The following is a 15491-nucleotide window of genomic DNA, read 5'->3' on the forward strand; positions in this document are numbered from 1 at the left end:
TATATAAACTTGTTAATTAAACGACACGATTTGTACCGTTATTTCTTATCATATCAGGCTTATCCAGGTGTGTGCTTATTTTAAAAATGATAATAAAAATAGGACTTGTTGCTCAGCATAATGAAAGTTACATAGATGATATCGAGATGGTTGCTAGGGTTATTTAGATGGTTAGATAGTTAGGTGATACGTTTAATCTAGCTGTCCTGTCTTGCCTGCTAAGATGTTATGCCATTGCTGATAATCTGGCATCGCTGTCGCAACCGTTTGCCAAAACGCACGGCTATGATTGGCATGATGCAAGTGGCACAGCTCATGAATGATTACGTACTCAGTGCACTCGATAGGATAGGCAGGAAGATAGACTGATAACCAAATTCGCTTTGCACGCGTGTTGCAGCTGCCCCAACGTGTGTGCATTTTTTTCAATCGTATCTCATTGGCATAAGCGCCAACGATTGGTTGCCACTTTTCAAATAGTGCAGGTGCGACTTCGGAGAGTTGTTGCCGATAATAGGTGATTTTTTGATCGGGGCTTAGCGTAAATGATTGCTCTGTACCCCATAATGAAACTGAGTTATTCGCAGCTGAAGGGTCAGACGACGTGCTCTGTCTACGTCTATATTGTTCTAATACCTGTGGGTGATTTTCTATAGCCCATGGCACCCGTTTAGCCACAGCATGCAACATTTGTGATGCGCTGACATGCATCGGTGCAGAGACCATCAATGTATGAGGCTTTAAGCGAAAATTGATATTTTTAACACGCTTTTGACTGATATGTAGCTCAATGCCTACTCGTGCAAGCCGCTGTCTGACCATATCTAAATTGGTGTCTAAGCTAATGCTCTATCTCCTTGGCTGACTATTACTACTGTTCTAGTGATAGTCATTATTAAGCGCCATACCTGTTCATCTGCCGTTCTTGTTGAACATCATGGGTCACAGTGCTTGCAAATGGTTGTCAAACGACATCATATGCAGTTGACTGTCTTTGATAATCCGCTCATGAGATTCGATGTCGTTTACGTCCAACTTTACTTCAGGCAAAGCATTTACCCTTAACGCTGTTAACTGACCTTGACCATCACTGACAATAAATCCTGTCGGCTCGGCATATTTATCAATTTTACTCATTGAAACACTAGAGTTAGCTAACACTGAAGCCCCTGCACAATCTGGCAGACTTACATCATCAATCAGCTCTCGGGTATGTAAATCATAAATCGCCGCACAGCCACCAATCGGCGTGGTCACACACAGTAAGTTACGCTCACTATCCACCGCCACGCTAGCGATATATTGGTGAAAACGTTGCCATTGATTGTTTGGCATAGTCAATGGAGTAAAGCTGCCGTCACCACGTTTATGAGTCAGCACTAACGGTACATTGATATGTTTTTCACCTTGGAACTGAATACCGATCATCACTGTGCCGTCATCGTGCATGGCTAAGTGGCGCACACTCATCTGATTATGCTCTGGAGTCACTTGCTCAAGCAGTGTGCCATCGTGACGATTCAGATAAACCAGTGAGGGTCGCATGGTATCTAGATTTAGCTCTTCGCGTGAGGCCTGCTCGGTTTTGATACCACCGTTTGCAATGACGAGCGTTTCGCTATCAGGATGCATAATCAGCTCATGCGGCCCGATACCATATGAATCAAACTCTGCTACTTTTTGATAAGCATCATGGGCATCATAGATACCAATTTTACCTGCCAGACTCACCGTGTCATTCTCGGTTACATAGAGCAAGCTGCCATCTAAGCTATAGCAAGCATGACCATAAAAGTGACGGTTTATATCAGCTATAATCGCATGCTGTACTTGCCCATTTGACGTATTAAGCACCCAAAATCTTTCGCTTGGACGACGACCCATGACGACGACATCACGTTTTTGATCCACATGGCTATGCTGAGCTTGAGATATATTGACAGGCAGAGGCTGAACAACGATGTCGTGGACACGCTCAGGCATAGTCGTTTGCCAAACGATTTGTCTGTCGGCATCAATACCTACCACGCCAAAGTCATGCTCATTTTGGCTTGATGAGGTCTGATCTTTTGGCATGGAGGCGACGCCACTGACCCAGCTGACTGGTCGTGCCAGCATCGTTGTCGTATGCATGACAGCAAAGTCAGGCGTGTTACTTTTACCATCACCTACAGCATGATAAGCCTGCTTCCAGGTTGCCGCTGCTTGCTCACAAGCATAACGTAAGCGCAAAAGCTTCGGCGTTGAATCAGGACCAGCTCGTAATACCTGCAACTGCGTACGAATACCATCTACATAATCTTGTAGACTGGCATCTGGATGCTGCTGCTTACGATAACGATGGTGAATACCAACTAATGCTGCCGTACTAACTGCTGTCAGCACTGAAGTCGTCAAAAGCTCATGAGCTGACGAAGTTCTCCCAGACCGATTAGACCTGTTCATCTGGTCATGAGTCTGGACTGCTGACACTGCTGTACCCGCTTCGATAGTAGACATTGTCTAATCGCCATCAGTGCTATTAAACCCCACACGGATACCAAGTGCTGGGATTAACTGGCGCTTAATCAGACGAGTGACATCAGTCAGATGATCGTATAACGCTTGTTGATCATCCTTATTAGCCTCTGATAAATCTTCTGGCATTTGTGCTAATAATGCGGTTGTATCAGCCAATGCAGTCGATAAATTATCCGAAACTTTGTTTTCATCATTGCTGCCAAGAATAGCCGTCAGTACTGGGTCAGTCATGGCTTTATTGATAATATCTAACTTAGCATTGATAATAGCGCGGCTCTGACCAGCACTAGCAGCAGGCAGATGACCTTTTGCTTTACCTGTCAGACCTAGTGGCTGATCAATGGCATTAGACTTCATGGTCTCAATCAATGATAGTAGAGAGTTAATCCACTGATTTAAGCCTCTATCGCTTTCTGCTGCTTTGTCTATCGCCAATAAATCAGTCGCGTTTTGCTGCCAGTTTTTCTCGATGTCTTTTAGACGCGTGCTCAACGCACTACTAGCGCTAATCACATAAGCACACTGACCAGCGTCTAAACTGTCATTGGCAAACAAAGCTTCTTCTAACCCTGGCACGCCTTGTACGATAGCGCTCTCGCCAGCAAGCTGCTCTGGCGTTAGTTTTGGATTGGCAGCAATCAAATCAGCCACGCCACTGTGTACGAGTCCGCGCTCGTCAGGATAGTAGTTTATATATAGATTGCTCATGCTAGCAGTCGCAGGACCAAAGTTGACCATCTCAGCACTTGACCACGCTTGTGCCAATACTAGCCACTGCGCACGTAATGCTTGTAGCTCATCGCCACTTACTGGCGCTTGGGTACAATGTTTCTGCGCCAATTCGTTCAACAGATCGCTTTGCTTAGCTGCATCAGCATACGCAGGAATCACGATATCGTCTGCCACATGCGTCAAATACGTTTTTGCAGTCTCAGGGCTGATATCTACTGCAACGATTTGCTCAGTACTTTCTTTGCTGTTTTCTACTGAGCTGTCAGTAGCTGCACTGTCTTGCACAACTTTTTGGCTGTCTACATCTGCAGCTTTGTTGTCATCGGCAGGTTTGACACAACTGATCAGCAGTCCAGCACTCAATGCAGATAGCGCCATTGCCAAAGCGTGGTTTATTTTCATAGGTTTCTCGGTAATGTTATAGGTAGTAATTTATAGCGTTTTTATACTGATTTTATAATAGCGACTTTATTACAGCGACTTTAGGAACGCATTAAGCTCTGCGCGACCTTGTTTGTCCAACTTCAATACTTGTTGCTTTTGCTTTTCGGCTTCTCCGCCATGCCATAAAACAGCTTCCATCAACGTACGGGCACGGCCATCATGCAAAAACGTCGCTTGAGGATCAACTGTCTGCGCAAGCCCCACGCCCCAAAGTGCTGGCGTACGCCATTCATAAGAGTTGGCTAAAAACTCAACTTGGGCATCTTTTGGTGGTAGTTTGCCAGCAATCGTACGATCAGCGAGATCATCGCCCATATCGTGCAATAGCAAATCTGTGTAAGGATAAATCACTTGTCCATGCTGCTCAAGATGATCATCGTCGGTTTTTGGCAACTGATATCTTGGCGTATGACAGCTTTGACAACCCATGTCATAAAAACGCTTTTTGCCAGCCAGTACGAGCTTATCATCCGCATTACGGCGATGCGGCACTGCTAGATTTCGAGTATAAAACTCTACAAATTTCGCGACCTCATCATTTACTTCCACAGGTGATTTACCATTGCCCTGTTCATCAGCACCTGTCGCTGCATTTAGGCAAGCGGTCTGCGTTGGCATACATGACTCGTTAGGACGGATGTTGGACGTCAGACCCATGTCTTCGTTAAAGGCACTTTGGTTTTGAGTAATCAGTTTGGTTTGACCAGCTTTCCACCCAAATCGTCCAAGCGCCCGCTTGCCCGTTTGCGGATCCATGACCCAGTTAAATTTACCACTGATATCACCATTGCTACTGTCGCTGGCTTGTTTTTTAATGTCATCGTCAGGTATTTGCTCTAGTAGCCCAAGCCCAATCATTGGTAGCGCAACACGCGGCGATACCATCATGTCATCGTCAAAAGCACCGTAACCAGGTTTGGTCAAATTAAACGTTGGCGCACGTAGTGTCTCGACATACCCGTCAGCAAAGGTAACTGGTTTGTCTGTCCACTGCACTGCGATTCTTGCTTCAGCAGGTACGCCCTGAATACCGCGATCTTGTAGCTGGCCACCATACATAGGATGAGCTACCTTTTCAATTAGCGAATCCTGTAGCTGCTGGCGCTGCTCATCAGTCGTCGCTGGCATAGACAAACGAATCAATAAACTATCAGCATCGTCATCGGCAGTCATCGGCGCATGACCTCGCCCATCTTTGACATGACAGGACTGGCAAGCGGCCACATTGAATAATGCACCCAGTCCATCACGACTATCAGTACTAGCAGGAGCGACGACCCATGGCTGCTTGAAAAACGCGTTACCAATAAAGAACGATCCTTTTCGAGAAGCTGCTAGGTTCGATGAGGGCTTTGAGTAGCTCTCAGCACTGCTAATGCTAATACCAGAGTCGCCGCCTTGCTTAATCTCTTGAGGGTCAAAGCTCACCAGTTGCTGCATCGGCACGCCTGCCAGTGTTTCTATATTTTTGGCGTTTTCAGACGATAGCAATTGGCTGTTTTCAGTGCTGCTTTCATTACTTGAGGCCTGATCTAAAGTGTTATCAGAAACATGGTCAGAATTGTCGTCAGAAACGCTATCAGATGGTTGACATGCACTGATGGCCATTGCACTCGCGATAATTAGCGCAAGCTTAGAGGGTATATGTCGTAGGATTTGAGTAGCAAGAGGAGAATCAGAGGGGTTAACATAGTTGGCGTTCATAGAAATTAATTGCCTTAGCGCTAGAGTAGAACCATTAAAATTTTGTCATACCATCTCATTATATGTCGTCACAATCATTGCTTATCGACATATAATGAGGTGGTACACCGGCCAATTGGCTCATTTAATGCTCGTAAAAATGCGTTGCCAACGGTGGCTGACAACGCACGTATTATATCTAATCTAAGTATCCAATAAACAGCGGTTACTGACCTATAACGACTAATAAAACGTCGCAAAGCCAATGAAAAGATTTTAAATAAGGGCCGCTAGCTTAAATTTTTCTTAAAACTGTGACCCTGCATCTGCGTCTAGATTATCGATACCAACTGCTTTTGCAGCGTTTTCGATACTGGCCGTCAGCTCTTGTAAGCTAGTGATACCCGCTTCAACCCATCCACGGCGAACGTTTTGTTCTTCAGCAGAGACACCTTCTTGGCTGGCTTGACCGACAGTTGCAATCATCTGGTCAATCTTGATGCCGTCTTTTTCGCCTTTTTCAACGATAACGTTAAACGCGCCTTCTACTTTGTTGAACTCAGCAGCCAATTTATCAGCAGCTTCTGTGTGGCCGTTATCCGTTAGATAGTCTTTGATACCGTAGCCGCCCACTGTCTTGCCAGCGACTGTTGTATAGCTACCATTAAAGACGTTTTGGATACCGCGCGCATTATTGGCATAGCTTAAATGAGTCAAATCACTAAAGCATTCGTGCTCATCTTCGGTAGAACCCGTAACAAAAGCGACCTGCATACGCTCAGAAGCAAGCTCACCTAATGCTAAGCTGCCCATTTGATACATAATTTGGCGCAGACCATTGTCATATTTGCGCGCTATCAAATCACTACGTAAGGTATTCTCAGTATCAGGCTGCCACTGGGCTTCCATCGCGGTCAAATCATCGACCAATAGTTGAGTTGCAGCGGTTAAGAATTCCCCGCGGCGCTCACAGATACTGGCATCTTCATTGACGGTCTCACCACTAGTACACTGTCCGGCTTCAGTCGCATAGTCAGTGACTGGGCGATTACCTGCACCTTCTTTCACACCGTTGTTGTCTTGACCCCACAGCATAAACTCAATCGCATGATAGCCAGTCGTTACGTTGGCTTCACTACCACCGATTTCATTCATTTCTGCGAGTAGCTCAGGTGTGATTGTACTGGTATCTTGCTTGATACTACCGACAGTAATGCTGTCGCTATTGATGATGTTCTCTTGGCTGTTATATTCGCCTTCATAGTCGTCACCAACATAATCAATCAGCGCTTCATCAAGTGGCCAAGCATTGATCTGCCCTTCCCAGCTATCGATGCTGTTGATAGCACGTTTATCATTGGCAGTCACAAAGCCTTCATCGAAACGGAAAATCTCAGTTTGTGAATATGGTTGGCGTGCTGCTTTATAGGCAGCTTTTGCAGCATCAAGGTTTTCTTGTGTTGGAGTGGCCACGTAAGTCTCTACCGCAGTTTGTAGCGCTTTGGCCGTGTCCAGCGAATCTTTATAAGCGGCGTGTGCCATATTTGCATAACTGATAATCAATCTATCAATATGTGCTTTTTCGGCAGCAGTCATCTCTGAATTATCCGCTGTCTCTGTGTTTGCTACTTCTGTTTGCGTTTCTGTCGCAGCATTGGTGTCTTCATCGGCTTGCTTTGTACAGCCCGACACCATTAACAATCCTGCAAGTGCAACAGCTAAAGTAGTTGGTAAAAGCTTACGGCTCGTTACTGTGGTAATCGTCATACATATCCTCAAGAAATATAGCAAAAAATTCGTTTTGGTTAAGTAGCCTCAATTATTTTGATAATCAAGCCATGTTACAGCAGGCTATCTTAGCCATGCACATTGATTCTCAGTGCGCACGATAAGACGTTTAATATTGCATTGATAGCAAACACTGACAAATTATAGTGTTATTGATAATCATTATCAATATTTAATTTAATATTAACTATATCTATTAATCATCACTGTTTTATTCAAACTGAAAACACAAAAAAGAGCCAGCAGATTGCTGGCTCTTTTTAAAATATATGTGCTCAAATATCTAGCACATACTTAATAGCTATAGATAACTATTGATTAGTTTACGCTCTGTGGTGCGTTAACTGTTAGCTCAACACGGCGGTTTTGACCACGACCATATTCAGTGTTGTTGTCTGCGATTGGACGTGACTCGCCGTAAGCAACAACGTTTACACGGTTTGAAGCAACACCGCGAGCTGTTAAGTAGTTAGCAACTGAGTAAGCACGATCACGTGACAGACCCATGTTATAAGATGCAGAACCTTTGCTATCAGTGTGACCAGCGATAGTAATTGTGTTTTGGTTGTACTGGTTCATCGTTGAAGCAAGCTTATCAAGCGTTGGCTTGAATGATGAGCTAAGGGTTGCATCATCAAATGAGAACGTGATGCTACCTGGCATAACCAAATCAATGTTACCAGTGGTTGGGTTCTGCTCAACAGTTACGCCTGTGCCAGCCATTTGCTGCTCAAGCTGACGAGCTTGACGTTCCATGTAGTAACCAACGCCTGCACCTAGTGCTGCGCCGATAGCTGCATCACGACCAGTTTTGTCGCCGCCTGTTGCTTTTGAAATAGTTGCACCACCTGCTGCACCAACTAGACCACCTAGAGCAGCTTTGTTTAGACGCTGTTGTCCAGTGTTTGGATCTGTTGTACAACCGCTAAGTGCTAGACCTGATGCTACTGCTGCAATCATTAAAGTATTACGCATAATATTTCCTCTTAAGTTTAAAAAATCGTGCTTTTTATAAAGATTGTCCGTTAATCTTTTTAAGTACTTATCTACATTCCCCATTATTATGGCAACTACAACCTATCTCTGTGTAATATTTTGTCATACCTATGTATGAGAAGTGCAGGTTATATTTCAATGATTTTATAGGTCAAATTTTCGCGCCTTGCTACCACTAGTCACGTTTACAACCGTACACTACAACATGTTTCTGCTAAAATTATATCGATGAATTTGTCCGCTTTAAATAGTCATGATTTAAAGCTTTACGTTCATGATATTCCTGACTTGACTAGGACAGATTCAGCGACATACTGCTTATTATTAATCAGATAGACTGAAAAGGATTGAGCATGCGATTGACATCTACCATTCGAAAAATGCATAAACGTTCGCCTAAACTGGGCAAAGCTGTGTCGCTTGCAACAGCTACTGGTGTCATCGCCGCCAATAGCTTCGGTGGTAGTATTCCTTTATGGCTAATGGGCGTCGGTAAAGTCATTACTGGCGCCTCTATTGCAGACAAAGCCGTCATAAAAATTGCTACTCACTGGATCAGTAGCAACAGTGCCTTGATCGATAACATGTTGCCTCGCAAAGATTGGCGTATCAACCTACCGGACGATATCCATACCAATGGTAAATACCTGCTAGTGAGCAACCACCAATCATGGGTCGATACTAGCATCGTGCAGTATATTGGCGAAAAACGTTTGCCACTTACGCGATTTTTTACCAAGTTTGAGCTGATTTACATTCCTATCGTTGGTCAAGCTTTTTACTTTTTAGACTTTCCAATGATGCGCCGACACTCAAAAGAAGCCATCGCCAAAAATCCTGCGTTAAAAGGCAAGGACATCGAAGAAGCCAAACGTGCCTGCGCCCTACTAAAAGACAAACCGTTTACCTTATTAAATTATTTGGAAGGTACTCGTTTCACCAAAGCCAAACAAGCTCAGCAAAAATCGCCTTATAAGCACTTATTGAAACCTCGTGCAGGCGGATTGTCATTGGCTATTAGCGCACTAGGTGAAGATATCGATGGCATACTAGACATGACAATCGTATACCCTGATGGTGTGCCAAGCTATGGGGATCTTTGGAAAGGTAATATCAAACGTTTGGGCGTTGACTTGCGCTACATCGACATACCAGATGCGTTGTTCGAAAGTATCAAGCAAGGTGGCTACGAAAATGACGAGGATACAAAAGCTCAAATGTTCGACTGGGTTGAACAGGTGTGGCGTCAAAAAGATGAACGCATTAGCACTATGTTGGCAGATTTTGAAACCAATCCTAAAGCGCAAGATGCCTAACAATCATGAGCAGCCATATTAAATGGTTGTCCGTCAAACCTTATAAAATACCAAGCACAGTCGATACAAGCGTACTAAGTAGTAAATATCGATGTAACAAACGTTGATGTAATAAGTATCGAGTACGAGATAAAAAGTTATTGAGGAACAAAGTTACGGGTACAGGTGTCACCATAGTCATATCTTACTTATGATGTTTACTGTTAAAACAGCCATGCATCATAAGTAAATTTTAATCATAGATGGGTTGTTTTTTAACCTTATTCATTGATAATGTGACTAATCATGAACGCATAGATTTTCGATGTCTACTTTGATAGTAAATGGTAGTAAATATCGATTTCTGACCCATTCTTTGTGCCATTTATTACTTATAAGGTATGACTGTGCCCACCTCTACTACTAGCTCGCCGCTAGCTACCGAATCTGTTTTGAGTCAGCCTCCTTATCCAATAAGTGATGAGCCGCCAAAACCGAACCATCCAAAGCCGAGTCGCTTTAAGCTCACTTACGATATCGTTATGATTATTGCGATCAGTATTGATCTGCTATTGATCAGTATCGACGCTATTTTGATGAGTAATTTTAGTAGTAATGCTGCAGAATGGCTAACCATTAGTGAAGCGCTCAATTGGTATCAGAGCACTCTACATGATCCTCTACGCACTGCTGGAGGATTTTTTACTATTTTTTGGTCGTTGAGTTGCTATTGCGTTGGGCGATTGCCATCAAACAAAAAGTCTATTATCGCTGGTTCTTTTTCCCATTCGTTCATTGGTACGAAGTATTAGGCTGTTTTCCGCAGCTACGTGCTTTGCGACTGCTGCGAGCGGTGGTTATTGGACGACGTCTATATCAGCTTGGCTATCAAGTACTGCCCCAGACGTGGATCAATCGAATCAAATTCTACATTGACCTACTGTTAGAAGAGCTCTCAGATCGCGTTATTTTGACAGCGATACAAAACTTTCGACAAGAGCTAACCAGTTCAGACACGCATAAATCATTCATTGAGTCGACGATTGCAAAAAATCGAAATAAAATTGAAGCGGCCGTATTGTCCGTACTGCGTACAGAGCTTGCACCAAAGCTGCAGGAACTGACTGCCTTATCAGGTGGCGGCAGTATATTGGCGAGCGAGATGGGCAATGCTATTGAAGAAGGATTGGCCAACACACCCGAATTGCGCCGCTATCTACGCATGATACCTATCGCGGGCAGCCTGATTGAATCACAGCTACATCACGTCGGGCACAATATCGGTGAGAACGTCGTCAATGCATTAAACAAGCGACTTTTAGACCCTAAGCGCTTGGATATATTAATGATGGAAATTGCTAGCGGTATTGCGCAAATAGATACCAATAATACAGCGCTAGATACCTTAATTTCTAGTATCATTGATGACAGTTTGACTGCGTTTGAAGCGCAAGTAAAAGTGCAGCAATGGAAGCACCAAGATATGCTAAATCTATAGTTTAGCTATCTAATAGCATGACGTAATAAGAGACATAATAAGAGACATAATACCGTGACAGAATTATTTTTAAGGGTTTGTATATGACAGTTTCAGCTAACGATAACCAGACTGCACCAGCGCTAGCTTTCTATGGCAAGATGCTGACGTTTTCACGCGTACAGTTTAGTACAAGCGATCTAGCAGCTATAGAAGCTCAGCTAACTGAAACGCTCAGCAATAAATCGAGCAATATCCCTATCCTTATTGATAGTGACGTTGAGCAGGATTTATCAGCACTAGTAGAGCTGTTATGGGCATGGGGATTGCAGCCTATTGGCGTGGTGACAGGTATGCTTGATGCGCAAGCACGTGAGCAGCGCTTAGCGATATTTCCAGCAGATGGTAAGCGTATTGAGCGTATATTACCAAGTAAAAAGCCCCTATCCCTACCCAGCCATCACCAGGAAATGATAACGCCGAAGCAGTTAATGCTAATAGCGTCGATAATGCTTCTACCACGAGCGAACCTGCCACTGAAACCACACTATCTAATATGCCCACCGAGACGTTGGTAAGTACTCAGCATATTACCAGCTTAATCTATGATCAAATGCTGCGTTCAGGACAAAGCCTCAATCACGTTGGTGGCGACTTGATTTTGACCAGTAGTATCAATAGCGGCGCTGAAGCGATTACTGACAATAGCTTGCATGTATATGGCCGTGCACAAGGGCGTCTGGTGGCAGGCGCAACAGGGGACAAAGATGCCCGTATATTCTGCCAAGTCTTTAATCCTTCACTGGTATCAGTAGCAGGAACTTACTGCTTACGAGACAACTTACCTGAGCATGTCATCGACAAGTCCGTGCAAGTAAAATTTGTAGAAGGCGAAGGCTTAGTATTTACCGTGATGGATGAAGCTTAAGACGCTATTAAAAATAATACACGGTGAAGTGACTTTATAGAAAACTAAGGTAGTTAAGCTGCTCTATTCGACAAGCCAAAGAGCATGACTATGACCCTACCAATACCACGCAGAGAGGCTAATTGAGCGATACATAGGTTGTTTTTCTGCTTTAGTATCGAGCTGCTATAAATTTTTGTTTATTTATGCTAGGCTAGCTTCGAAGATAGTGTATATATGTTAGGTGAATAACATGTAATTTTGCTATTTATATAAAAGATATCCCATTGATTCATAGGAGTGTGCCATTGTGGCGAAGATAGTTGTAATCACTTCAGGTAAAGGCGGTGTGGGTAAAACCACGACAAGTGCTTCTTTTGCCGCTGGTTTGGCGTTACGTGGCTATAAAACGGTTGTTATCGACTTTGATGTAGGTCTACGTAATTTAGACTTAATCATGGGTTGCGAAAACAGAATTGTTTATGACTTCATAGATGTCATCACTGGAAACGCGCGCTTGTCGCAAGCACTTGTCAAAGACAAACAGCTTGAAAACCTATATATCCTGCCAGCCAGTCAGACGCGTGATAAAGACGCATTGACCGACGAAGGGGTATCAGAGGTAATGGCTGAGCTCTCTAAACAGTTTGACTATATTATTTGTGACTCGCCTGCTGGTATTGAGCGCGGTGCACAGCTAGCGATGTATCATGCGGATGAAGCTATTATTGTCACCAACCCTGAAATCTCTTCAGTGCGTGACTCAGATAGAATCATCGGTATTCTACAAAGTCAGACGAAAAAGTAGAAGAGAACCAAGGGACTGTTCGCGAGCATTTGATTATCACTCGTTATAATCCTGAACGTGCGGCTGCCAATGAGATGATGGATATTGATACTATCTCAAATGATATCCTAAAAGTTCCATTACTTGGGGTTGTTCCTGAGAGCCATTCAGTGCTTGAAGCGTCCAACCATGGCGAACCAGTTATCCATTATACCGACTCTGTGGCTGGTCAATGTTATGAAGACATTGTCGCCCGTTTCTTGGGTGAAGAGCGTCCATTACGTCATATTGACGTGAAGAAAAAGAGTCTATTACAGCGCTGGTTTGGGGGATAATGATGACTAAGAAAAAGGATTTTGGAGTAGCCTATTTGGTACTGACGACAACAGTAACGCAGGTAGCGCAAATTTAGCAACTGAGCGTTTAAAAGTTATCGTTGCTAGCGAAAACAGATTGAACAATCGCTTAACGGTTGATCGCATCGAAAAAATGAAACGTGAAATCTTAGAAGTTGTGAACAAATACGTTAACGGTGTGCAGATTGATGATGTCAATATTAACCATCGTTCTGAAGACAGCTTAGATGTGTTAGAGATGAATATCAATTTACCTGAGCATAAGAAATAGCATTCTAACAGTACGTATTTCTACAATGAATAAAAAAAGCCCCAAGTTTGATACTTGGGGCTTTTTGATGTTTATCGATTATAGATTATTTCATACGGGCAATGAGATTGTCTTTTTTGACAAACTGATGGTATAGCGCGGCGGCTATATGCAAGACCGTAAAACCAATAATCATTGGCCAGATAATCTCAGTATGCAAGTTATTGTAAAAACGAGCCAAACTTCTATCTGGGGTCACGAATACAGGTATCTGAAAAATACCAAAAATATCGACTGGTCGACCGCCATATACTGCCATCAATAAGCCAACCATTGGCATAGCAATCAGTATGGCATAGAGAGCAAAATGTGACAGCTGAGATACGAGCATTTGCCATTTTGGCATAGCTAACGGTGGTGGCGCCTTAGTAAAAACGCGGTTGATGACTCGAGCAATCATCCAGAATAATAAGCTCACGCCGAACGCTTTATGGTATCCAATAAACATATTGCTATCTAAATTCTCATATAGCAGTATCATTATCCATGTGGCTAACAGTAAGGCTGCACTAATCCAATGAAAAATACGGCTACTAACCGACCACTTTGATACATTCGAGTTGGCATTATTCATGAGTGACTCTACTACCTTTATCAGGAATTATCTCTAATCAGTTTTATAAGCCAGCTAATGCTCTTCAACAGATGAAGTCATTAACATTACTGGCTTACTATTTATAGAACGGAGAATACCTTAAATAGCGATAAGAATCTAGCTATCCGAATCAATCAGGTGATAGGCAATTTTATCCAAATCTGGCACTAAGTATAGCTCGTCATCAATCATCACTGTTTGATATAGGTAGGATGAGACGTCATTTTTATCAAAATACTCTTCCCTATCTTTGCCATTGGTAGTACTAAACTGTTCCGGTGTCTCTACATCTTTCACTTCAGAAATTCGTGCTTGCAGCTGACGCAAATCACCTGCCGTCTGTAAGGCAAAACGGTGATCAGTCGTATTACCTTCCAAAACAACCATTTTGTCTGGGATTTGATCTTGCAGTAGCAAATGAAATACAGCCAAATCTTGCTGTTGCCAGTCGTATCTAGAAACCTGCTGCTGAGACTCATCCACACTCAAAATTAGGCTGCTTGGAATGATCCAGTCCGGCTGGTTAGCTGCTGGAACAATAGTGACGTCAAGCATACCGTTGTTGGTAGTCAACAGACTCACAGCCTCAAACGAATGTTTTAAAATTTGTGTCATACGTCACTCGCAATAAGTTAATGTGAATGGCTAGCTGCCCTTTCACCAATGTAATCGGTTAGTTTTTTTGCTAAATCGGTAGGGCTGCCAATAAAGTTGCAATACCCTGAGTCAATGATAGCCTGAGGTTGACTTGGACATGCACTCAAGCTCGGATCTTGTGCCCATAATTGACTGTTATTGTCTTGGATTAAATCTAGATACTGAGAGCCATCATTACCCATACCTGAAAATATAATATTAATAAGCTCGCTACCATAGACATCGCTGGTATTTTTGAGCAGCTGCCCGATTGCAGGCTTATATTCACCATGCCAATCTTGATCCAATAGTATCACGCGACCCGTTGAATCACAGACAACCTGCTTATCAATAGGCACTATCAGACACTCTCCTGCACGTAGCCGCTGTGAAGAAGCGATAATCTTACAGCGCCAGTCATTATGACGATTAAGGATGCGAGGCAACGTACCAATCATAGATTGATTGAAATGATGTGCCAATAAAATACAAATTGGTAGTGTGGCTGGCACATTATCTAAGAATTCTTTAACCGCACTAGGGCCACCCATAGAAGCACCCAAAAATACGACATAATGCCAGTCAGTATCAGCACTCTTGTAAGCTGGAGCATCTATCAGTGTTGGCAAGTCAAGCAGTTGGGCAAATTTACGCTTTAACTTACGTTGCCACTTTGCATATTCTTGGGATTCGTTTAGATACGGTGCTTGACTGAAGCCAACCAGTACTGCTGCTGGTTTAGATGCCACCGTCGCTATTGCCACACTGTCATCATAATCACTGTCTATCAGCCAAATATCGATAGCTGAGTTAGAAAGCTCACCTGTTTCATGCCACTGTGCTCGTGACACACAGCCGGCTAGCATAAAGCCGAAACCACGTACCGTATCTGAAAAAGCCATGCGCTGGCGATGGTCTTCTGCCACCACCATCACTTTAATGTCGTTTCTATTTTTTTTCGCAGC

At 43.4% G+C, this 15491-nt stretch carries 13 protein-coding genes and 2 pseudogenes; 6 read left to right on the forward strand and 9 right to left on the reverse strand.

The genetic code is table 11. From position 1 onward, the window contains the following. Positions 1-192: 192 nt before the first annotated feature. The 6 genes from ACOBWA_RS12670 to ACOBWA_RS12695 all read right to left on the reverse strand — a co-directional run bounded on the left by ACOBWA_RS12670 (position 193) and on the right by ACOBWA_RS12695 (position 8142). Positions 193-822: a M48 family metallopeptidase gene (locus tag ACOBWA_RS12670; RefSeq protein ID WP_420229558.1), complete on the reverse strand. Its 630-nt coding sequence runs from the start codon at positions 820-822 to the stop codon at positions 193-195. A gap of 120 nt (positions 823-942) precedes the next feature. Beyond that, complete coding sequence (locus tag ACOBWA_RS12675) at positions 943-2499, reverse strand: DUF1513 domain-containing protein (protein ID WP_420229559.1); 1557 nt, start codon at positions 2497-2499, stop codon at positions 943-945. A 3-nt stretch (positions 2500-2502) separates the two neighbouring features. Then, complete coding sequence (locus tag ACOBWA_RS12680) at positions 2503-3654, reverse strand: imelysin family protein (RefSeq protein WP_420229560.1); 1152 nt, start codon at positions 3652-3654, stop codon at positions 2503-2505. Positions 3655-3723: 69 nt separating this feature from the next. After that, the gene (locus ACOBWA_RS12685; RefSeq protein WP_420229561.1) at positions 3724-5400 is read right to left on the reverse strand and encodes a di-heme oxidoredictase family protein; all 1677 of its coding nucleotides are present in this window, start codon (positions 5398-5400) and stop codon (positions 3724-3726) included. 285 nt (positions 5401-5685) lie between these two features. Then, positions 5686-7146, reverse strand: coding sequence for an imelysin family protein (locus ACOBWA_RS12690; protein WP_420229562.1), 1461 nt, complete (start codon positions 7144-7146; stop codon positions 5686-5688). 339 nt (positions 7147-7485) lie between these two features. Beyond that, complete coding sequence (locus ACOBWA_RS12695; protein WP_057761553.1) at positions 7486-8142, reverse strand: OmpA family protein; 657 nt, start codon at positions 8140-8142, stop codon at positions 7486-7488. Between the two features lie 374 nt (positions 8143-8516). On the opposite strand from ACOBWA_RS12695, the gene ACOBWA_RS12700 reads away from it, so the two are divergent. From ACOBWA_RS12700 to ACOBWA_RS12725, 6 genes and pseudogenes are all read left to right on the forward strand, one after another. Then, on the forward strand, positions 8517-9479 hold the full coding sequence (locus ACOBWA_RS12700) for an acyltransferase (RefSeq protein ID WP_101206015.1): 963 nt from the start codon (positions 8517-8519) through the stop codon (positions 9477-9479). A 386-nt stretch (positions 9480-9865) separates the two neighbouring features. Continuing rightward, positions 9866-10270, forward strand: a complete 405-nt coding sequence (locus ACOBWA_RS12705) for a hypothetical protein (RefSeq protein WP_420229563.1) — start codon at positions 9866-9868, stop codon at positions 10268-10270. After that, positions 10189-10956: a hypothetical protein gene (locus ACOBWA_RS12710; protein ID WP_420229564.1), complete on the forward strand. Its 768-nt coding sequence runs from the start codon at positions 10189-10191 to the stop codon at positions 10954-10956. Before ACOBWA_RS12705 ends, ACOBWA_RS12710 begins: the two co-directional genes overlap by 82 nt. Before the next feature lie 140 nt (positions 10957-11096). After that, positions 11097-11863 (forward strand): annotated as a pseudogene (minC, locus tag ACOBWA_RS12715) (septum site-determining protein MinC). Positions 11864-12152: 289 nt separating this feature from the next. Next, a pseudogene (minD, locus tag ACOBWA_RS12720) lies at positions 12153-12964 on the forward strand (septum site-determining protein MinD). A gap of 97 nt (positions 12965-13061) precedes the next feature. Further along, on the forward strand, positions 13062-13256 hold the full coding sequence (locus ACOBWA_RS12725) for a cell division topological specificity factor MinE (RefSeq protein ID WP_240366544.1): 195 nt from the start codon (positions 13062-13064) through the stop codon (positions 13254-13256). An 85-nt stretch (positions 13257-13341) separates the two neighbouring features. Here the strand turns inward: ACOBWA_RS12725 and ACOBWA_RS12730 are convergent, their stop codons facing one another. From ACOBWA_RS12730 to ACOBWA_RS12740, 3 genes are all read right to left on the reverse strand, one after another. Then, complete coding sequence (locus ACOBWA_RS12730; protein WP_101206018.1) at positions 13342-13869, reverse strand: cytochrome b; 528 nt, start codon at positions 13867-13869, stop codon at positions 13342-13344. Positions 13870-14007: 138 nt separating this feature from the next. After that, on the reverse strand, positions 14008-14505 hold the full coding sequence (locus tag ACOBWA_RS12735) for a hypothetical protein (protein ID WP_420229565.1): 498 nt from the start codon (positions 14503-14505) through the stop codon (positions 14008-14010). 17 nt (positions 14506-14522) lie between these two features. Further along, on the reverse strand, positions 14523-15458 hold the full coding sequence (locus tag ACOBWA_RS12740) for a chemotaxis protein CheB (protein ID WP_420230778.1): 936 nt from the start codon (positions 15456-15458) through the stop codon (positions 14523-14525). Between the last annotated feature and the right edge of the window lie 33 nt (positions 15459-15491).

Origin of the sequence: Psychrobacter sp. ER1 (assembly GCF_048631835.1) — a bacterium.
In the GTDB taxonomy this organism is placed as follows: Bacteria; Pseudomonadota; Gammaproteobacteria; order Pseudomonadales; family Moraxellaceae; genus Psychrobacter.